Below are 20,231 nucleotides of genomic sequence, written 5' to 3' on the forward strand. Positions count from 1 at the left end.
CCGCTCGACTTGCATGTATTAGGCACGCCGCCAGCGTTCGTCCTGAGCCAGGATCAAACTCTCCATAGAAAGTTCATATCTCTAGCTTCTTTACGCTTTTCGCTTCGTTCAGTTTTCAAGGAACATCAAAGCGGGTGATGGGAATCGAACCCACGACATCAGCTTGGAAGGCTGAGGTTTTACCACTAAACTACACCCGCATGTTAGTTAAGTTTAAACCATTACTAGTCATCACGCATAATCATGCCTCTTCCTCTACTCGCAAAATCAGAGATGATTGATGCGTCGAGGCAACTCGCAGTTTACTCAAAGATGCGTTGCTCGTGGCTGAGGTTTTACCACTAAACTACACCCGCATGATTATAAACGAGATGGTCGGGAAGACAGGATTCGAACCTGCGACCCCATGGTCCCAAACCATGTGCTCTACCAAGCTGAGCTACTTCCCGTCTTCATGACGTTATAAACATGGCGCGCCCGAGAGGATTCGAACCCCTAACCTTCTGATCCGTAGTCAGATGCTCTATCCAATTGAGCTACGGGCGCATTTTTAACGACCTTTTCATCGTATCACATTTCATCAACTAAAGTCAAGCTTTTTTAGATGCGGCCGAGAGGACTTGAACCTCCACGGGGTTTCCCCCACTAGGCCCTCAACCTAGCGCGTCTGCCATTCCGCCACGACCGCATATCATTAAAAACCGACCGACTGGTGCGGGTGGAGGGACTTGAACCCCCACGCCAAAGGCGCCAGATCCTAAGTCTGGTACGTCTGCCAATTCCGCCACACCCGCATACATGGTGAGCCATGGAGGACTCGAACCTCCGACCCTCTGATTAAAAGTCAGATGCTCTACCTACTGAGCTAATGGCTCGTTTCAAAAAAAGTTTTTAAATAAGATTTTTGACGTCCCGCTCTCAGTATGCTTAATCAAGTAGCAGCTCGAGCGGTACGCTGTTGCCTTTTCAAAGAAGCTAAATCGATCGTGCTCTACCTACTGAGCTAATGGCTCATCACATTCATGGCTGGGCTAGCTGGATTCGAACCAGCGCATCACGGAGTCAAAGTCCGTTGCCTTACCGCTTGGCTATAGCCCAACAACAAACAACTTTAAATAAATTAAGTTTTCAAATGGCGGTCCCGACGGGGATCGAACCCGCGATCTCCTGCGTGACAGGCAGGCATGTTAACCACTACACCACGGGACCACAAAGAGTGGAGGATGACGGGATCGAACCGCCGACCCCTTGCTTGTAAGGCAAGTGCTCTCCCAGCTGAGCTAATCCTCCGAAATAAAATGGAGTGAACAAAATGAGCACTCCAAAGGATGACCCGTACGGGATTCGAACCCGTGTTACCGCCGTGAAAGGGCGGTGTCTTAACCACTTGACCAACGGGCCATATTCAACATCTTCCTGGCGGAGAAGGCGGGATTTGAACCCGCGCGCCGTAAAAGAACGACCTAACGGTTTAGCAAACCGTCCCCTTCAGCCACTTGGGTACTTCTCCAATGGCTCCGCAGGTAGGATTCGAACCTACGACCGCTCGGTTAACAGCCGAGTGCTCTACCACTGAGCTACTGCGGAATAAAAAGCAAGTGACTCATACGCCTTAAGCATGATTTCAATTAAACTTACTGCCTCTTCCTCTGCTCGTCTAATCAATGATGATCAATGCATCGAGGCAACTCGTAGCCTAATCGACGAAGTATCGCTCGTCACTGAGCTACTGCGGAACAATCAAATCATAAGGACTGTTTATATTATATTTACTCTTTTTTGCTCTGTCAACTATCTTTTTTATTTTATTTCTTCACCGAACGTCGAATAACGACGGCTTTTATAATTTAGCACAGAAAGATTTGACTTGTCAACACTCTCTTTTTATTTTTTTCAATTTCCCTCGACAAAAGCCGCATACGTATCGAGTTGTATCTAATGCTTTTCTTCGCACATACATATAGCGACATGATGTGCATTTGTAATAATGTTCTTTTTTTGTCTTCGATAATAAAACAGGCTTACAAAAACGTGGAGCTTGTACCTTTTGTAATAATTCGCGAAAATCACGATCGCGATGGCGATAGCCTTTTCCTTCAAGATGCAAATGATAGTGACATAATTCGTGCTTAATGACTTGAATGAGTTCTTCTTCTCCGTACTGCTCATAATATTTTCTATTTAGTTCGATATGATGTGTAGAAAGCACATATCGCCCACCAGTCGTGCGTAATCGATCGTTAAATACCGCACGATGACGAAATGGTTTATGGAATACATCCAACGATATGCGCTCAACAAGCGCCTGTAATTCACGCTCATCCATTTTACTTCCGTCCTTTCACCATTGGGCTCTTTTACTCATAACATAATAAAAAAACAATTTGAAGGTGATCATTATGCCGATGTGGTTAAAAAATCAAATGCGGCGTGCATACTATGAGAAAAATCGCGCACAAATTAAACTTCTTAATCAATGTTGGTTTTTTTATCGGAAAACACACTGCTCATGACAGTGTGTTTTCCAATGTTGGTGGAATCATTGTTAAAGCGATGCGCTCTTTTTGTAAATCGACCGAATCAACCCATACTTTCACAATATCTCCGACAGACACAACATCAAGCGGATGTTTGACATATCGCGTACTTAGTTTCGAAATATGAACAAGTCCATCTTGTTTCACACCAATATCTACAAATACTCCAAAATCGACGACGTTTCGTACGGTGCCCTCTAACTCCATTCCCTTTCTTAAATCCTCCATCTTTAACACATGTTTCTTTAAGATTGGTTTTGGCAAATCATCACGCGGGTCACGCTCCGGGCGATTCAATGCATCGATGATATCTTGAAGTGTCAATGTGCCGATATTCAGTTCTTGTGCTACTTCTTCGATGTTAATCCCTTCAAGCGCCCCTCGCAACTGCTCACTTCCAATCGCCTCTGTTGAAAAGCCAAGACGATGTAGCAATTGGTACACTTCCTCATATCGCTCTGGGTGAATTGGTGTGCGATCTAACGGCTCATCCCCATCTAAAATACGTAAAAACCCGATACATTGTTCGTACGTTTTCGCACCAAGGCGTGGGATATGTTTTAATTGCGTGCGATTCGAGAACTTCCCGTGCTCTTCCCGATATTTCACGATGTTTTCAGCTACCGTCTTTGTTAGGCCCGATACATATTGCAATAACGTTGGAGAAGCAGTATTAACGTTCACACCAACTTGGTTGACTACTGTTTCAACAACAAACTGCAACGATTGCTCAAGCTTTTTTTGCGACACGTCATGTTGATATTGGCCGACCCCAACAGATTTTGGATCTATTTTTACTAATTCAGCAAGTGGATCTTGCACACGACGGGCAATCGAGACAGCGCTTCTCTCCTCCACTTGCAAATGCGGAAACTCTTTACGCGCCAAATCTGATGCAGAATATACACTTGCTCCTGCTTCATTGACGATCAAATAAAACACGTTCCCGTCCCACTCAGAAATTGTATCGGCTACAAACTGCTCTGTCTCTCGCGATGCCGTTCCGTTCCCAATGGCAATTAGCTCCACTTGATACGTATGAAGTAATTGCTTTAATTTTTCTTTTGCTTTTTCAACTTCATTTTTCGGAGGATGCGGGTAAATGACATCGATATGAAGTACTTTTCCCGTTTCATCGACGACAGCTAACTTACATCCTGTTCGATACGCCGGGTCTACTCCCAAAACAACTTTCCCTTTTAATGGTGGTTGTAACAATAAATTACGCAAATTTTCAGCGAAAATGTGAATCGCTCGTTCTTCCGCGCGTTCTGTCAACTCATTTCGCACATCCCGTTCAATTGACGGGGCAATTAAACGTTTATATGCATCTTCAATCGCTTCCACAACAATGGGAGCGGCCGATGATTGTTCGTTCGTTACGATTTGTTTACGAATGTATGCAGTCATTCGGTCCGTATCTACGTCAATGTCAATGCGTAAAATTCCTTCTTTTTCACCCCGATTCATCGCTAAAATACGATGAGCAGGTGCTTTGGCGATCGGTTCACGGTGGTCGTAATACATTTCAAATACACGCTTTTCGTCTTTTTCCGTTTCTTTTCCAAAAGAAACAATGGTGCCCGTTTGCCACGTTTGTTGACGAATCCATTGCCGAAGGGCTGCATCATCTGAAACTTTTTCAGCAATAATATCTTTCGCTCCTTGGATCACTTCTTCGATCGTATGTACTTCTTTTTGCTCATCAATAAACAATTGTGCTCGCTCTGCAATTGACTCATTAGGAAACGTTAATAACCATTCTGCAAAAGGTTCTAGCCCTTTTTCTTTTGCGATTGTTGCTTTCGTTCGTCGTTTTTGTTTATACGGGCGATATAAATCTTCCACCTCTTGCAGTTTCGTTGCTTTTGTAATCGCTTCTTTCAGCCCATCCGTTAACTTTCCTTGTTCATCGATTAAACGAATCACTTCTTCTTTTCGTTTCGCTAAGTTTTGCAAGTAATTCCATTCATCTAAAATGGTGCGAATTTGCACTTCATCGAGCGCACCAGTCATTTCTTTTCGGTAGCGCGCAATAAACGGAATCGTATTCCCTTCCTCATGAAGTTGAATGACGTGTTGTACATGTATAAATGGAATATTTAATTTCGCAGATAGTTGCTTTAGTAGCTCCAAGCAAAATTCCTCCCCTAAACAAAAATAGCTACACAACGTAGCTATTTTTCCAGCATATTAGAAATCAATAAGACCGAGACTAATTTGCAACGCTTCATCTACTTTATCCATCATCTCATCATCTAGATGGGTAATCTTATCTGTCAGACGTTGTTTATCAATCGTCCGAATTTGTTCAAGCAAAATGACAGAGTCCCGTTCAAATCCGTAGCGCTTTGCGTCGATTTCAACATGTGTAGGCAACTTCGCTTTTTGGATTTGCGCAGTAATGGCAGCAACGATGACGGTTGGACTGAAACGGTTCCCGATGTCATTTTGAATAACAAGCACAGGGCGCACGCCCCCTTGCTCTGATCCAACTACTGGAGAAAGATCGGCAAAATACACGTCACCACGTTTGACAATCAAAAGATTACCCCCCGCTAACTAAGCGTTCAACGGTGTGGTCAGCTTCATATTCCGCAAGAAAAGCTTCCGACGCAAGCGACAAATTAATTTTCGCCATCTCCATATACCCACGTCTCATCGCTTCTCGAATTTGACGTTTTTTCCGCTCACGGATGTACATTTTCATCGCTTGATAAATCAGTTCATTTCGGCTGCCGTTTTCTTGCTTCACAATTCCATCTAATTCGCTCACTAACGCCTGCGGTAACCGAATAACAATTTCTGTTGTTGCGCTGGATTCAGACACAAACACACACCTCCAACTAAACTACAACCACATAGTTGCTCCCAATTTACATCATACCATTTCATCTTCGCGATGCAAAGTCATTTCCAGCATCATTCGCCCAAATTTTGTAGAAATTTTTCGAAAACGACCATTCTCATTACACCCATCTACTATAATACCGCATTTCTCACTTCAATTATACTCTTGTTTTTTAAAAAAATACGGGGAACACGATAACTAATTGTACAAGGAATTTCATAATTAATCGTATTTACATGCGCGGCAACATCATCAACGGAAATACGGTCCCCTTGTTGTTCACCGATGAGCGTCACTTTCGTACCGACAGGAAGCTCATACGGCAAACGAATCATCATTTGGTCCATACAAACCCGTCCAACAATTGGGGCACGTTTTCCATCAACGAGCACAGAAAAATGTTGCATCCGACGTAACCACCCGTCAGCATAACCGATCGGAACTGTGCCGATCCATTCATCTGTCTCTGCTTCATATGTCGCTCCGTAACTTATTTTTTCTCCGCCTTTCACTTTTTTTACATGCGTTAAACGACTGTGAAGCGAAAACGCTTCTTTTAACGGATAAGGTAACAATGATTTCATTTCTTGCGACGGTGCTAATCCGTACATTGAGATACCGAAACGAACCGCATTGAATATACGATCGGGATAACGTAGTCCTGCTGCACTATTGGCGCAATGAATGAGCGATGGCTGAATCGACAACCATTCTAGCATGTGTAGAAACGTATCATATTGAAACGAAAAATAGTCTATATTTTGTTCATCAGCTGTTGCAAAATGTGTGTATACTCCTTCGAGTATGAAACTAGGATGCTGTTCGATTGCGTGTATCATTTGCTTCACTTCTTCTTTTGTTTTCGCTCCTAATCGCCCCATCCCTGTATCTAACTTCATGTGAACGTTCAACGGTTGTTCATACGGGGCATACACGATCGCCTGTTCAAACCAATCCGCCCGAAAAACAGTTAGCGCAATGTTTTGACTAGCGGCTAACGGCGCATATTGAGGGTTTGTTGCCCCAAGTACGAGAATCGGTACGTCTAAAGAAATGCCTTTTTTTCTTAAAGCGAGCGCTTCGTCTAAAAAAGCGACGGCTAAACGTGTTGCACCTGCTTCAAGCGCTGTTTTCGCCACCTGAATATCCCCATGCCCATAAGCGTTCGCCTTCACGACAGCAATGACTTCAACATGAGATCCAACATGCTGTTTCATTGACTGTACGTTATAAAAAATCGCATCTAAATCAATCTCTGCCCATGTATCGCGGTAAAATGCTTTCTCCATCCTTCAAAAGCCCCTTTAAAAATATGTTCACGTTTGATTATTTCTTTTGCCCTTGCATCATGTCAACAAAAAAATAAAGACTCGCCGCGCGAGTCTTACTTCATAACCTTCCCTTGCACCGAACGGGCAATCGCAACCATTTCTTCTTTCGTTAAATCTTGTGAAGCGAGAATAAAATCGACACCTTTATACGTCCACGTCAACGTGCCGTTTGCCATCGCTCCAACAGCAAACCCTAAATCAACAGGCTCACCTTTAACAGTTGTCGATACGTTTGCTGTCGGTACAGCATGCGCTTTTTCTTGTACAAGCGTAAACGACTTTTCCCCAGCAAATGTCATCACTATCCGCTTGCCATTTGCCGTTGTAAATTCTTTTTCTTCAACAAGTTTCACACCATCGAGTTCGTATGTCGGATACATGACCGGCGCTGCTTGTTGGTTTGCTGCTGTCGTCGCTTCTTGTTCATTTTCTAACTTCGCTCTTGTCATATTTTTACTTACATCAAAAGCGTTATCATCAAACGAAGCATTCCATTCAACTTTGGAAAATTCAACCGTTAACATCGGTTGGGAATCAACATCCATGACCGTCACTTTTACCGGTGTTAAATCTTTTTTATTTAACGTAATCTCTTGCTTCGGTAACATTTTTTTGTTTTCATAATTTGTTTTCGTTTGGAACACGTAATGGTTTTTTGTCGCTTTAAAATCCGCTTTCGTATCAGCTAAAATGTCTTTTACGAGCGATTCATACAAATATACTTGACTTGCGTTTTGCGGCCAGTCGCTTTGAAAGCGAAAACTTTTATTTAGTGCAGGCGTTAATACAAATACTCCTTCGTCGTTGCGCAAAATCATTTGATGTTGATCACGCTGGGCGTTTTTCAAGTTCACGCGATAATAATTTGGAGACTTATGCCAAATCTCAATTTCATATACTTGTGGCTCCGTCCCTGTTTGCAGCGTCATTTTTGCTTCGGCTTTGTACCCAGACATCGTTTGTACTTTCTCATCGAGCGCCTTTAATACATCTTGTTGCGACTTTTCTCCGCAAGCGGCCAAACTGCCTACAACAAAAAGAAGCAGGCACCAAAAAAGCCATGTTCGTCTCATGTTTTCAACCCCTTTACCTCATTTGGACTTCCTTCATAAGCCATCATATGAGGTCAAACGGGAGAATATGCAGACTAGCTTGACAAGCGTTCAATGATTACTTGCGCAACTGCATAATGTTCGCTATGTGAAATCGAAACGTGCACACGTTCATCCATGGATGGAGAAATAATATACGGCTTGCCGTTTTCGTTATTTTTTATTTCAATATCGCGAAAAGAAACATGTGTACCAATCCCTGTCCCTAACGCTTTCGCATACGCTTCTTTTGCTGCAAATCGTCCAGCCACAAATTCAATTTTCCGTTTTGACGATAGTTGTTGAAAACGAATATATTCATTGTCTGTTAAAATGCGCTCAATCAATTTCGGCTGACGTTCCATTAGCTCTGCAATGCGATGTAATTCGACAATATCAATGCCAATACCAACAATCATCTACATCCCTCCTGTAAAGAAAAAGAAGCTATCTTTTCAGACAGCTTCTATCGCTTTGTGCGCGCTTTCGATCCGCGGCTGCGCGTCTCATTGCGACGTTGACGCGTTTGTACTTGTCGCTTTTTCTCTTTTTTCATAAGCGGTGGCTCTTCTGTCAACTGCACCGGTGTCATATCCGGCTCTTTTGTTAACATTTTAATACATGCGGCAACAAGTGAAACGGAGTCATGCTCCTCTAATAATTCCTCCGCTGCACGCTTATAAAATGACAAATTGTTATGTTCAATTGTCGCAAGCAGTTTTTCAATCGCTGCCCTTTGTTGCCCTTCAAGCGCCTCATCTAACGTCGGCGGTTTCATCCGTTCCATTTTCCGCTTCGTCGTTTTTTCAATATGGTGCAACTGTCCGATTTCACGTGGAGTAACGAACGTAATCGCCATTCCTGTTTTCCCGGCACGCCCTGTTCGACCGATACGATGAACATAGCTTTCTGGATCTTGTGGAATATCAAAATTGTATACGTGTGTGACACCAGAAATATCTAAACCACGCGCTGCTACATCTGTTGCGACTAAAATATCGATGGAACCTTCCTTAAACTTACGCAATACAGATAAGCGTTTCGCTTGGCTTAAGTCGCCATGAATGCCTTCTGCCGCATAGCCACGCAAGTTGAGTGCTTCCGCTAGCTCATCGACGCGACGTTTCGTTCTTCCGAAAACGATTGCTAATTCAGGCGATTGAATATCTAATAAGCGCGTTAACGTATCAAACTTCTTCTTTTCTTGAATTTCAATATAATATTGTTCAATATTTGGAACAGTCATTTCTTTCGCTTTCACACGAACGAGTTCCGGATTATTCATAAATCGTTCAGCGATGCGGCGAATCGGTTCTGGCATCGTCGCCGAGAAAAGAAGTGTTTGACGCTCTGTTGGCACATGGCTTAAAATCGCTTCAATATCTTCAACGAAGCCCATGTTCAACATTTCATCCGCTTCGTCTAATACGACTGTATGCACATGTTGCAAGCGAAGTGTGCGACGTCGAATATGATCTAAAATGCGCCCAGGCGTACCAACAATAATGTGTGGGTGCTTTTTTAAGGCACGAATTTGCCGTTCAATATCTTGTCCGCCGTAAATCGGCAACACGCGCACACGCTTTGTGGAACCGATTTTATATAGTTCTTCAGATACTTGAATCGCTAGTTCCCTCGTCGGCGCAACAACGATTGCTTGCACCGCATCGTTGTTCATATCAATTTTTTCAATAAGCGGAATGCCAAATGCCGCTGTTTTTCCTGTTCCCGTTTGCGCTTGCCCGATGACATCGCGATTTTGCAAACTAAGCGGAATGGTGGCCGCTTGAATCGGCGTTGCCTCTTCAAATCCCATTTTACTAACTGCTTTCATTAATTCTGGACTTAATCCAAATTCGTTAAATGTAACCAATGTTTTCATACTCCTTCTTCAAATAACTTACGAAAAAAGGCATTCCCGTATAGACGGAAGTGCCTTGTTGAAATTCATTCCGTAAACAGCTCTTGTTCATCATACCATTTTATGCATATGTTTTCAACAAATTGGACGCCTCTTTTTAATTATTTAACAAAGAAATGATTTCCTCGAGCTTCATACCGCGAGATGCCTTAAGTAAAATGACATCACCTGCTTCTATTATCCCTCGTACATCCGCTGCTAATTCGAATTTATCGTCATACGCCCGAACACGCCCCTCGCTAAACCGTTTGCTTGCGCGTTCAGCGATCGCTTTGGCACGTTCACCATATGTCAACACATAATCTATTTTTTGCGGATCGATCATCTCACCAATTTGTTCATGAAAAGCAATCTCTTGTTCACCTAATTCAAGCATATCCCCAACAATGGCAATTTTCTTACGGTATCCCGTCAGTTGTCCGAGCAGTTCAAGCGCAGCCCGCATCGATGTTGGGCTTGCGTTGTACGCATCGTTAATGATCGTCACCCCGTCAGAACGCTTTATGACTTCTGTACGCATTTTTGTTACAGATAAACGTAAAAAGCCTTCCTTGATATGATCGATGTCCACAGAAGCAAATCGAGCAACTGCAATCGCTGCAAGAGCATTCATCACATGGTGGCGGCCAAGAAGTGGCATACGAAACGTTTCGTTTGGCCAACGATCTACCTTAAACGTCGTTCCGTCCGCTTGAACACGAATGTCTAGCGGATAATAATCGTTTGTCGGTTCCATTCCAAACGTTTGAACATGCGAAAGATTAGCGTTTTCCACACGTGTTTGCAGTAACGGTTCATCCCCGTGGTAAATAAATAAACCGTCGCGTTTTAATCCTTTTATGATTTCAAACTTTGCTGTTGCAATTCCTTCGCGCGAGCCGAGCTCTTGCAAATGTGATTCACCAATGTTTGTGATGATAGCAACATCTGGTTCAGCCAAAGTGGAAAGCAACTCAATTTCACCAAACCCACTCATTCCCATTTCGACAATGGCATACTCTGTTTCTTCTTTTAAACGAAGCAGTGTGAGCGGCACACCGATATGATTGTTTAAGTTCCCTTCTGTCTTTTGTACGCGGTATACGGTCCCAAGCAGTGATGCAATCATATCTTTTGTTGTTGTTTTTCCGTTGCTTCCGGTCACACCGATGATGCGCGCACGCAGCTGTTTTCGATACGTGTGAGCCAGCTGCTGCAACGCAACGAGTGAATCTTCCACAAAAATAAGTGGTACATCCGTTGGCGCATTCGGCTCATGTTTGCTCCATAGCGCAGCGGCTGCTCCTTTTTCAAACGCCTCCTTCACAAACTGATGACCATTAAACGTTGCTCCTTTTAACGGAACATATAAATTCCCTCTCTCAATTGTGCGTGTATCTGTTGACACACCATGAATCATAACAGAAGCATATCGCTCATCAATTATACTTCCAGGAATCATCGTTTGAATGTCTGCTAATGAACGTATAATCATATGATCACCTTAAAATACATACGTAATGTTTTGTTTTTCTTCATATCGCTCAATCGCCAGTTGAATGAGGCGTTCAATTAATTCCTCATACGATACACCTGTATGTTTCCATAAGAGCGGGAACATGCTGAATGGCGTAAAGCCCGGCATCGTATTGACTTCGTTAATATACGCCTCTCCATCTGCTGTCAAGAAAAAGTCGGCGCGGACTAATCCTGCTAAATCGAGCACTTTAAAAGCGGTAAGCGCCATTTGTTTTATTGTTTCGTATTCTTTATGTGTAATGTTCGCTGGAATAACTAATTCTGTATTTCCATCAACATATTTTGCTTCGTAATCGTAAAACTCTTTTTTCGGCACAATTTCCCCCACAACCGAACAAATGGGTTCATCGTTTCCGACTACCCCAATTTCCACTTCACGACCGATAATCGCTTCTTCGACGATGACTTTCCGATCGTAACGAAACGCCTCTTGAAACGCCGCTTGCAATTGTTCACGGTTTTTACATTTGCTTATGCCCACGCTTGAACCGGCGTTGGCTGGCTTAACAAAACACGGATAGCCAATCTCTTGTTTAACCGTTTCATATACGTTTTCTTTATGTTTTTCCCATTCTTTTTTTAAGAAAAAGACGTAACGCGCTTGTTTTAGCCCTGCTTGCGCAAACAATTGTTTCATAACGACTTTATCCATACCGACAGCTGATGCTAACACGCCGTTCCCAACGTACGGTACGTTTAATAACTCTAACATACCTTGCACCGTTCCATCTTCCCCGTTCGGCCCGTGTAAAAGAGGAAAAATAACATCAATGCGTTCTTCTTTGTTTTCCGAACGATTTGCAATCGACGCGAGCGCTGGTAAACCTTGTTGAAAAGCAAGTTGCTCAATGTTTTGCACTTCCCCTTCAATTGCCTCACCGCGCAACCACTGTCCATCTGTCGTAATGTAAATGGGCACGACCGTAAATTTTTCTTTATTTATCGCATTAATGACGGAACGTGCTGTTTGTAGAGATACTTTATGTTCAGGCGATTTTCCGCCGTATAGTATACCTAACGTTATCTTCATGTTTTTTCCTCCTCGACTGTTCATTCACTTCATTTATTGTAGCACAACTACTTTGTTATTTATATGGTGAAGCAAGCCTAGATGGTGACAATGCATATCATTTCCGTGTTTGGAAACGATAAAAATACAAAAAGGAAAAAGGTGTGTGTTTATGAATACGGTACAAATGTTATTCGTTTTAATGCTATCGATCGGTCTTATGAATCACGTCATTATCATTCCAATCTTGCTTGAAGTAGCTGGGCGAGACGCATGGATCTCTGCCGTTCTTGGATTGATCCTTCTCGTCCTTTTCCTCCCACTTGTTTATTTTCCGATAAAACAATCGCAACAAACGCACATCTTTCAATGGCTGAAAGAAAATGTCGGCGCACCAATTGCCTATTTTATCGCTTCCGTCACATGTTTATATTTACTCATCATTAGTATCGTCACATTAAAAGATACGACAACGTTTACGACGACATCATATTTAACAGGAACGCCGAACTGGGCGATTGTCGTTACACTTTGCATCATTTGTTTTTATAATGCTTCGATCGGTTTGCCATCCATCGCGAAAACGTCAGGCATTATTTTACCTTTCGTCGTATTGTTTGGCATATTTGTCGCTTTAGCTACGGTGCCACACAAAAACTACGAACTGCTAAAGCCGGTACTTGAAGAAGGATGGATGCCCGTTTGGAAAGGTGTGATGTATGTCGCTGCTGGATACGGAGAAATTGTTCTTTTACTATTTATGCAACAACAAATGAAAACAAACATTTCCTTTATGAAACTCATTTTATTCGGTCTTGTCGCCGCTAGTTTATCAATTGGGCCAACAATTGGGGCCATTACAGAATTTGGTCCAGCGGAAGCAAGCCATTTGCGCTACCCTGCGTTTGAACAATGGCGCATGGTGAACTTAGGAACATATTTAGAGCATTTTGATTTTTTATCTGTTTACCAGTGGCTCGCGGGCGCTTTCATCCGCATTTCGCTCGCAACAGCGCTTATCCCGGAGTTATTTGATATAACGAATAAAGCATCACGACGGTGGATTTTAATATTCGTATACGTCGTCTTGTTCTTCGCTGCTATGACACCAATGAGCGATGATACATTTTTTCATATGTTAAAAAAATGGGTGTTACCGATGTCGTTTTTCTTCATTTGTTTTCTTGCGATGTTATTGTTCGTACTTGCGTTAGCAATACGTATAAAAGAAAGGAGAGCGTCCGCATGACCGCTGAAATCATTGTCGATGAACGAACATTAAAAGAACATTTTGCACAATGTAAAGATGTCGTAATCATGCCAGCTACCATCTATTCGGACGAACGAAAACCGCTTTCACTCATTTTCGTCTATTGTGAAGAATTATGTGATACGAAGCTACTTAAAGAATTTATTTTCCCGACCATTACGCGCATGGGACAACAATATCCGCTATATTCCGTTACAGATATTGAAAAATATAAACAAATGCCACTTCATTTAATCGGAAAATCAGTTTCTGCTCAACAGCTTGATTTTATCATTTTTAACGGAGATTTAATCATTTACTTCGTCGAAGCTGGGGTGATGTATTCCATTTCGCTCGCGAATCCACCAAACCGCAACCCCGAAGAGCCAAACACAGAAGTGTCGATTCGCGGACCGAAAGACGGCTTTATTGAAGAAGTAGCTAAAAACGTAGCGCTCGTGCGCAAGCGGCTAAAAACGAGCAGTTTACAAGTCGAACAAGTATTAATCGGCAAACGAAGCCGAACGAAAGTCGATCTTTTATATATAAAAGACATCATAAATCAAGAAACAATTGATGAGCTCAAGCGACGGTTAAGTACCATCAACATCGATGCCTTAACTGGGACGAATCAATTAGAAGAATTGTTAAGCGAAAAATACATCTCTTTATTTCCCGTCTTCGCATACTCTGGTCGTCCTGATTTTGTCGTGAACGCACTATTAAACGGACGGTTTGTTGTTTTTGTTGATGGCTCGCCGACAGCATTGATCGGACCAGCAAATTTAACATTTTTGTTAAATACTTCAGAAGACAATAGTACATCATTTGTGTTTGTGACATTTCAACGCATTATTCGCCTAATCGGTGTAAGCGTCGCTGTCTTTTTACCGGGTCTTTGGGTCGCAATTATAACGTATCATCAAGATCAGTTGCCGTTTACACTATTGGCAACAATCGTCCTCTCACGGCAAGGGGTTCCCCTCCCCGCTCCGTTAGAAGCATTTATTATGATCAGCTTGTTTGAAATTTTCAAGGAAGCGGGGATGCGGCTGCCGATTGCGATCGGGCAAACGTTATCTGTCGTTGGCGGGTTAATTATCGGGCAGGCATCGATAAACGCCGGGCTGGCTGCCCCCGGTACACTCGTCGTCATCGCCACTTCCGTCATCGCCACATTTACGCTCGTCAATCAATCGCTTGCTGGAACAGTATCCATTTTACGTTTTGTCGTCCTTGCCGCTTCATCGTTGCTCGGACTTTTCGGTTTCATTGCATCGATGTTTTTTATTCTTGTTTATACAGCAAATTTAACTTCGTTTGGCGTCCCGTACTTAGCACCGATTTCCCCAGCGACAGGGGACATATGGAAAGTGGTGATTACTAGTGGATGGAAAAAATTTAAACGCCGTCCAAAAATGTTGAAAACAAGGGACAATACGCCGGGTGACGAATCATGATTCGCGCAATTGTTTGTTGTTTCTTTTGTTTCGTATTAACGGGCTGTTGGGGAATGAAAGATATTGATCATCTTGCTTACATTCATGTAATCGGTATAGATTATGAAGACGATCAAGTGATCGCATACGCTCAACTCATTAGTTTTTTAGGGCTCGCAAAAGTCGAAGCGGGAGGTAGCCGAGAAAAATCAACCGTTGCGATCGGAAAGGCAAAAGGAGAAACGTTTAATGTCGCGACAGATCGGTTGTATCACTCCATTCAACAAGGCGTATCGTGGGGACACATTAAAGGGATTGTTTTTACGGAACGAGCGCTCAAAAAAGGGCTCGTGCGTGACGTCATCGATGTGCTCGACCGTTACAATGAAATTCGCTATACCATTTGGGCATTTACAACGAAAGAATCGATTGAACAGCTATTTGAAACAACGCCATTTTTAGATTACTCGCCGTATTTTTCGTTACTAGCGAACCCGACGGACATTTATAAACAAAGTTCATTCATTCAACCGAAGCGCATTAATGAGCTGATCGCCGCTTCTAATGAAAAAGCAGTTACGTTTCCGCTCCCTTCCCTTTCTGTCGAGGAGAAAAGTTGGACGGAAAATAAAAAAAAGAAGCCGATGCTAAAAATCGACGGCGTTTGTTTTTTACATCGCTACAATAAGCAAGCATGCATCCCGCGTCATAAACTTGACGGATTACGCTGGATAACAAAAGGTACCGGGCGTACCCCGATTTACATGAAACCGAACGGCAAAATGATTGGCACGCTCGTTGTGCGCGGACCGAAGGCAAGCATATCGTACAAAATAAAAGACGGCCACCCCGTATTCACCGTTGAGGTGCAAGCGACAGGGAGCATCGTCGAATTGCGCGAGCGCATGTCAGAAAAGCAAATTGTTGAATACGCATCAAAAACGGTCGAAAAAGAGATAAAAAACTTATTCGAGCTCGGAGTAAAAGAGGGAGTCGATACGCTTCAGTTATCGAACGCCTTGTATCGCCAAAACGTGAATGATTGGCGAAAATACACGACAAACGGAGTAGTCCCCCTTACAAAAAATACGTTACAACGTATCCATGTCAAATTAAGTATTGACACATACGGGAAATCGAAAAAATAAAAGCGATGAGAGCTACTCATCGCTTCTTTACCGCATGTAAACGTGCTTCGATCCACTCGCTCAACGCCTCTTGTGCTGTTTTCTCGCGTTCGAGCCAATATTGTTCGATCCGTTTTCCTAATTGATCCATCTCATCATTATCCGTTAATACGCGCATTAACTGTTGATCGTACGGCTCATTGTCATTGAGAAAATAAATCAGTCCTTTTTTTCTTAAATAATGTAAATTCATTTGTTCTTGCCCTGGTAAATACGAGAGTGTGAAAGCAGGTAACCGTTTTGCAAGCACTTCGCTCATTGTCACACCGCCCGGTTTTGTCACAATGGCATCGACTTTATCATATAATTCGTTCATTTTCGCTGGATCGGAAATATATCGATACGGGCGAATACGCGGATTGTTCCAACTTTTTATCTCATGATATAATGTTTCATTTTTTCCGCATAGTACGTCATATGTCAATTGTGTATGAGTTGCGTTCATTAAAAATTGTTCTATTTTCCCTAATCCTTGATTGCCGCCCGCCACTAAAATACGTTTATTTTTTCGTCGCTTTCTTTTTTGTACAGGCACAATTTGTTCGTGAATCGGAATGCCTGTGACAATGACGCGACGAGGCTCAACATGAAACATTGTACATAGCAACCGCTTTGCATCTTTATGAGGAACGAAATGATAATCAATCGCTGTTTTTCCCCAAATGCCACTTAAAAAAAAGTCTGTATATACGTTTATAACAGGCACTGTTATAGCGCCTCTTTGTTTCAATCGCTGCAACACGTGTGAAGGAAACGAATGCGTACATATGACGAGATCCGGTTTTTTCTCTTGAAGAAGACGTTTCATCTTCTTTTCAAAATAAAGCAACCACGGTTCCATCGCTGGTTGTTCAAATTTTTTCATCCATCGTCGATACATCCACTCATAAGAATGTGGCGATAGCGAAATCCAGCGAAGATAAAAATCAGCGACTCGTCTTTCAACTTGTTCGTTACAATAGCTAAGAAAATCAAGCTTTTCGCAAGAAACGTTAGGAAAACGATGTTGCAACGAATACATAATCGCATCGGCCACTTGGTGATGACCAGACGGCATTTGAAACAAAGGTAGTACGAGAATGTTCATCATTATGCGAACTCCCTTTTATTTTTGTTTTCTATTTTTCACATACAATGCAATGAAAAATAAACTAAAAAATAACAACGTGATCCATGGCAATACATGAAGCGGGATATGAATACGTTCTCCAAGAAACTTACCTACAAATATAAATAAGCAAATCCAAAACGATGCCCCAAGAAACGATAAAAAGAGAAACGGAAGAAACGGGAAGCGAACAACTCCAGCCATGTATGGAGACAATTGACGAATACCGGGAACGAAATAACCAAAGGGAATCAATAAAAAAGCACGTTTGCGGAAATGGCGATACACATACCGATAACGGCGACGATGGAACCCAATATAATGACCATATTTAAACAAGAGCGGAGAACCGAACGTATAGCCAGCGACATAGGCGACAACCATGCCAATAGTTGCCCCAAAAATCGCAAAAAATAAACTTTTAAATAAATGCAATTGGGCGTGCGAAATAAAAATGCCGACGAAAAATAGAAGCGACTCTTCCGGTGCAGGAATGCCAACGATGCCGAAAAATAAAGAAAGAAATAATACAATATAGCCATGAGATTGAATATACGTTAACACGCTGTTCGCTTCCACTTCCCCATTCCCCTTTACTCTTCATTCAGCTTTACCCATTTTACGTTTGTATGTTGGAATAGTCTTTCTAACGTTGCGATCATGTTGGCGGGTGCATGTTCATCTGCGCCAATTGTTGAACCACTATCATGCAATACGATAATGGCTCCATCTTCTATACTGCTCATTAGTCGTTCATAAAGGCGATCAACACCTAATGAAGCATTCCAATCACCAAGAATATATGTCCATATGACGATTTTATACTTTTTTTGCATCAGCACCGTCCATATGTTTAAATGTCCCCACGGCGGACGATAGTATACCGGACGAACGCCTGTAATGTGCTCAATGACACGTGCTGATCGTTCAAGCTCCCATTCCGTAACAAGCGGAAGAAGAAACCAGTTGCTCGTATGATAAATAATGGTGTAAACCGATCGTATGACCTTCTTCTTGCATTCGTTTGATCAGATGTGGGTATTTTTTCGCCTTCCACCCAACAACGAAAAACGTCGCTTTTACATTATATTTTTTCAACAAATCAAGCAACTGAGGCGTGTACACTGGATCTGGACCATCGTCAAACGTTAATGCCACACCGTTTTTCACCTTCTTTTGTACACGAAGTGAGAAAATGCGGACAATCAACGTTGGCAATATGCTATAAATGAAAAATAGTGCGATGAGCCATATATAAATCAAACGTCAAATCTCCTTTCTTAATTATACAAAAAAATACAAAGAGTGTTTTTTAAAAACAAATTGATCTTTCTCCTCATCGACAACACGTGCAAATGTTGTCGATTTCCGGGGAAATTTCCCGAAAAAAAGGCGATGTTAGAACACATCGCCTCCATTGTACCATATGTCTTGACAACTACACAGGGTAAACCCCATGCTTCCGTTCAGAAAATACAACATATTTCGACATGTATGCATCTAAACGACGAATGAGTTCAGAACGTAACTCATTCGGCGCAATAATGCCGTCTATAACCATTTCAGAAGCGAGTCGGTAAATATCGATGTCTTTCCGATATTCTTCCCGCTTTTGTTCAATAAAAGCGGCACGTTCTTCTTCTGGCAATTCGGCAATTTTATTGGCATACACCGCATTGACCGCGGCTTCTGGTCCCATAACAGCAATTTGCGCATGCGGAAAAGCTAAACAACAATCTGGTTCAAACGCTGGGCCTGCCATGGCATACAACCCCGCTCCGTACGCTTTTCGCACGATGATTGATATTTTCGGAACAGTCGCTTCAGACATCGCCGAAATCATTTTTGCACCGTGACGAATAATACCTGCCCGCTCGACTTTTGTTCCGATCATAAATCCAGGGATGTCTGCTAAAAAGATGAGCGGAATATGGAACGCATCGCAAAGGGTAATAAACTTTGCCGCCTTATCTGCAGAATCGTGAAATAATACACCGCCTTTCATACGAGGCTGATTGGCGATAATTCCAACGGATTGTCCGTTTATGCGCGCAAGACCTGTAATTAGCTCAGGGGCAAACAATTTTTTTATTTCACAAAACGATCCTTCATCAATAATTCGGTCAATTAAATCATACATGTTAAACGGTGCGTTTTGGTTTTTCGGAATAATTTCTTCAATTGTTTTTTGAAATGATTTTGGTTCTTTTGGTTCTACTACTGGTGGCTTTTCACTAAAGTTTGCAGGAAAATATGATAAATATTTACGGGCAAACGCAATCGCTTCTTCTTCTGTTTTCACAAGCACGTCTCCGCAACCTGAAACAGAACAATGCATGCGCGCGCCACCCATTTCTTCTAGCGTCACTTTCTCACCGATAACCATTTCAGCCATGCGTGGAGAACCAAGATACATGGAAGCATTTCCTTCGACCATAATGACGATATCACAAAAAGCTGGAATATACGCACCACCCGCTGCCGATGGTCCGAACAATAAACAAATTTGCGGCACTTTTCCAGACAGCTTCACTTGGTTATAAAAAATGCGTCCCGCTCCGCGCCGTCCCGGAAACATTTCAATTTGATCTGTAATACGAGCCCCTGCCGAGTCCACTAAGTATAAAATCGGACAACGTAATTTTTCGGCTGTTTCTTGAATACGAATAATTTTTTCTACTGTTCTTGCTCCCCATGAACCTGCTTTAACTGTCGAATCATTGGCCATAACGCATACCGTTTGTCCGTTAATTTTTCCGACCCCTGTCACGACACCATCTGCTGGCAGCCCGTCCGCTAAACAGTTTGCAAAAAAGGCATCTTCAAACTGCAAGCCATCATCAAACAACAGTTTTAAACGATCACGAACAAATAATTTTCCTTGCTCGGCGTTTTTTTCGTGATATTTGCGTGCGCCTCCTTGTTCAATTTGTTTTCGTTTTTGCTGTAGTTGTTCAACGAGTGACAATTGTTCGTTTGAAATCATATCT

The 20,231-nt window shown here is 42.4% G+C and carries 17 protein-coding genes, 12 tRNA genes, 1 rRNA gene and 1 pseudogene; 4 read left to right on the plus strand and 27 right to left on the minus strand.

The window, feature by feature from the left end; all coding sequences use genetic code 11:
• The 14 genes from ETB99_RS12225 to ETB99_RS12290 form a co-directional block, all read right to left on the minus strand.
• Positions 1–69: ribosomal RNA gene (locus ETB99_RS12225) — 16S ribosomal RNA — on the minus strand; the annotation flags it as partial.
• A gap of 60 nt (positions 70–129) precedes the next feature.
• Positions 130–200 (minus strand) — tRNA-Gly (locus ETB99_RS12230).
• Positions 201–372: 172 nt separating this feature from the next.
• Positions 373–449: transfer RNA gene (locus ETB99_RS12235), tRNA-Pro, on the minus strand.
• A 20-nt stretch (positions 450–469) separates the two neighbouring features.
• A tRNA-Arg gene (locus ETB99_RS12240) sits at positions 470–546 on the minus strand.
• A 59-nt stretch (positions 547–605) separates the two neighbouring features.
• Positions 606–688, minus strand: a tRNA-Leu gene (locus ETB99_RS12245).
• Between the two features lie 22 nt (positions 689–710).
• Positions 711–794 (minus strand) — tRNA-Leu (locus ETB99_RS12250).
• Positions 795–799: 5 nt separating this feature from the next.
• Positions 800–875 (minus strand) — tRNA-Lys (locus tag ETB99_RS12255).
• Between the two features lie 148 nt (positions 876–1,023).
• A tRNA-Gln gene (locus tag ETB99_RS12260) sits at positions 1,024–1,098 on the minus strand.
• A gap of 35 nt (positions 1,099–1,133) precedes the next feature.
• A tRNA-Asp gene (locus ETB99_RS12265) sits at positions 1,134–1,209 on the minus strand.
• A gap of 8 nt (positions 1,210–1,217) precedes the next feature.
• Positions 1,218–1,290 (minus strand) — tRNA-Val (locus tag ETB99_RS12270).
• A 39-nt stretch (positions 1,291–1,329) separates the two neighbouring features.
• Positions 1,330–1,401, minus strand: a tRNA-Glu gene (locus tag ETB99_RS12275).
• Between the two features lie 16 nt (positions 1,402–1,417).
• Positions 1,418–1,510, minus strand: a tRNA-Ser gene (locus ETB99_RS12280).
• Between the two features lie 2 nt (positions 1,511–1,512).
• A tRNA-Asn gene (locus tag ETB99_RS12285) sits at positions 1,513–1,587 on the minus strand.
• Between the two features lie 283 nt (positions 1,588–1,870).
• The gene (locus tag ETB99_RS12290; RefSeq protein WP_077429782.1) at positions 1,871–2,326 is read right to left on the minus strand and encodes a SprT family protein; all 456 of its coding nucleotides are present in this window, start codon (positions 2,324–2,326) and stop codon (positions 1,871–1,873) included.
• A 73-nt stretch (positions 2,327–2,399) separates the two neighbouring features.
• Here ETB99_RS12290 and cmpA point away from each other — a divergent pair, with 73 nt between their 5' ends.
• Positions 2,400–2,513 carry a cortex morphogenetic protein CmpA gene (cmpA, locus tag ETB99_RS12295; RefSeq protein ID WP_012573928.1) on the plus strand — a complete coding sequence of 38 codons (114 nt, stop codon included), beginning with the start codon at positions 2,400–2,402 and terminating at the stop codon, positions 2,511–2,513.
• Here the strand turns inward: cmpA and ETB99_RS12300 are convergent.
• From ETB99_RS12300 to ETB99_RS12340, 9 genes are all read right to left on the minus strand, one after another.
• Entirely contained in the window at positions 2,508–4,673 is a 2,166-nt protein-coding gene (locus ETB99_RS12300) for a Tex family protein (RefSeq protein ID WP_253263634.1), read from the minus strand. The two genes, cmpA and ETB99_RS12300, sit on opposite strands and share 6 nt — an antisense overlap.
• Positions 4,674–4,730: 57 nt before the next feature.
• Positions 4,731–5,081 (minus strand): type II toxin-antitoxin system endoribonuclease NdoA, encoded by a 351-nt coding sequence (gene ndoA, locus ETB99_RS12305; protein WP_003253417.1) that lies wholly within the window; start codon positions 5,079–5,081, stop codon positions 4,731–4,733.
• 4 nt (positions 5,082–5,085) lie between these two features.
• Positions 5,086–5,367, minus strand: coding sequence for a CopG family ribbon-helix-helix protein (locus ETB99_RS12310; RefSeq protein ID WP_003398486.1), 282 nt, complete (start codon positions 5,365–5,367; stop codon positions 5,086–5,088).
• 152 nt (positions 5,368–5,519) lie between these two features.
• A complete protein-coding gene (gene alr / locus ETB99_RS12315; protein WP_171700723.1) occupies positions 5,520–6,677 on the minus strand; it encodes an alanine racemase in 1,158 nt (385 codons plus the stop codon).
• A gap of 95 nt (positions 6,678–6,772) precedes the next feature.
• Complete coding sequence (locus ETB99_RS12320; RefSeq protein ID WP_077429779.1) at positions 6,773–7,792, minus strand: LolA family protein; 1,020 nt, start codon at positions 7,790–7,792, stop codon at positions 6,773–6,775.
• Between the two features lie 74 nt (positions 7,793–7,866).
• On the minus strand, positions 7,867–8,229 hold the full coding sequence (gene acpS / locus ETB99_RS12325; protein ID WP_077429778.1) for a holo-ACP synthase: 363 nt from the start codon (positions 8,227–8,229) through the stop codon (positions 7,867–7,869).
• Between the two features lie 47 nt (positions 8,230–8,276).
• Positions 8,277–9,683 (minus strand): degradosome RNA helicase CshA, encoded by a 1,407-nt coding sequence (gene cshA, locus ETB99_RS12330; RefSeq protein WP_077429785.1) that lies wholly within the window; start codon positions 9,681–9,683, stop codon positions 8,277–8,279.
• 145 nt (positions 9,684–9,828) lie between these two features.
• A complete protein-coding gene (locus tag ETB99_RS12335) occupies positions 9,829–11,205 on the minus strand; it encodes a UDP-N-acetylmuramoyl-tripeptide--D-alanyl-D-alanine ligase (protein WP_171700724.1) in 1,377 nt (458 codons plus the stop codon).
• A 9-nt stretch (positions 11,206–11,214) separates the two neighbouring features.
• Positions 11,215–12,279: a D-alanine--D-alanine ligase gene (locus ETB99_RS12340; RefSeq protein ID WP_128999469.1), complete on the minus strand. Its 1,065-nt coding sequence runs from the start codon at positions 12,277–12,279 to the stop codon at positions 11,215–11,217.
• A gap of 151 nt (positions 12,280–12,430) precedes the next feature.
• On the opposite strand from ETB99_RS12340, the gene ETB99_RS12345 reads away from it, so the two are divergent.
• From ETB99_RS12345 to ETB99_RS12355, 3 genes are read left to right on the plus strand one after another with little or no spacing between them, the layout of a single operon-like run.
• Complete coding sequence (locus ETB99_RS12345; protein WP_171700725.1) at positions 12,431–13,507, plus strand: GerAB/ArcD/ProY family transporter; 1,077 nt, start codon at positions 12,431–12,433, stop codon at positions 13,505–13,507.
• A complete protein-coding gene (locus tag ETB99_RS12350) occupies positions 13,504–14,967 on the plus strand; it encodes a spore germination protein (RefSeq protein ID WP_171700726.1) in 1,464 nt (487 codons plus the stop codon). Before ETB99_RS12345 ends, ETB99_RS12350 begins: the two co-directional genes overlap by 4 nt.
• Positions 14,964–16,094: a Ger(x)C family spore germination protein gene (locus ETB99_RS12355; protein ID WP_171700727.1), complete on the plus strand. Its 1,131-nt coding sequence runs from the start codon at positions 14,964–14,966 to the stop codon at positions 16,092–16,094. The genes ETB99_RS12350 and ETB99_RS12355 overlap by 4 nt, the downstream gene beginning before the upstream one ends.
• A 16-nt stretch (positions 16,095–16,110) precedes the next feature.
• Here ETB99_RS12355 and ETB99_RS12360 read toward each other — a convergent pair whose 3' ends face one another.
• The 4 genes and pseudogenes from ETB99_RS12360 to ETB99_RS12375 all read right to left on the minus strand — a co-directional run bounded on the left by ETB99_RS12360 (position 16,111) and on the right by ETB99_RS12375 (position 20,227).
• A complete protein-coding gene (locus tag ETB99_RS12360; RefSeq protein ID WP_171700728.1) occupies positions 16,111–17,223 on the minus strand; it encodes an MGDG synthase family glycosyltransferase in 1,113 nt (370 codons plus the stop codon).
• A 15-nt stretch (positions 17,224–17,238) separates the two neighbouring features.
• Positions 17,239–17,820 carry a DedA family protein gene (locus ETB99_RS12365; protein ID WP_171700729.1) on the minus strand — a complete coding sequence of 194 codons (582 nt, stop codon included), beginning with the start codon at positions 17,818–17,820 and terminating at the stop codon, positions 17,239–17,241.
• 14 nt (positions 17,821–17,834) lie between these two features.
• Positions 17,835–18,504 (minus strand): annotated as a pseudogene (locus tag ETB99_RS15265) (polysaccharide deacetylase family protein).
• 175 nt (positions 18,505–18,679) lie between these two features.
• A complete protein-coding gene (locus ETB99_RS12375; protein ID WP_077429769.1) occupies positions 18,680–20,227 on the minus strand; it encodes an acyl-CoA carboxylase subunit beta in 1,548 nt (515 codons plus the stop codon).
• Between the last annotated feature and the right edge of the window lie 4 nt (positions 20,228–20,231).

This window comes from Anoxybacillus sp. CHMUD (assembly GCF_013096965.1).
Taxonomy (GTDB): Bacteria; Bacillota; Bacilli; order Bacillales; family Anoxybacillaceae; genus Anoxybacillus; species Anoxybacillus kestanbolensis_A.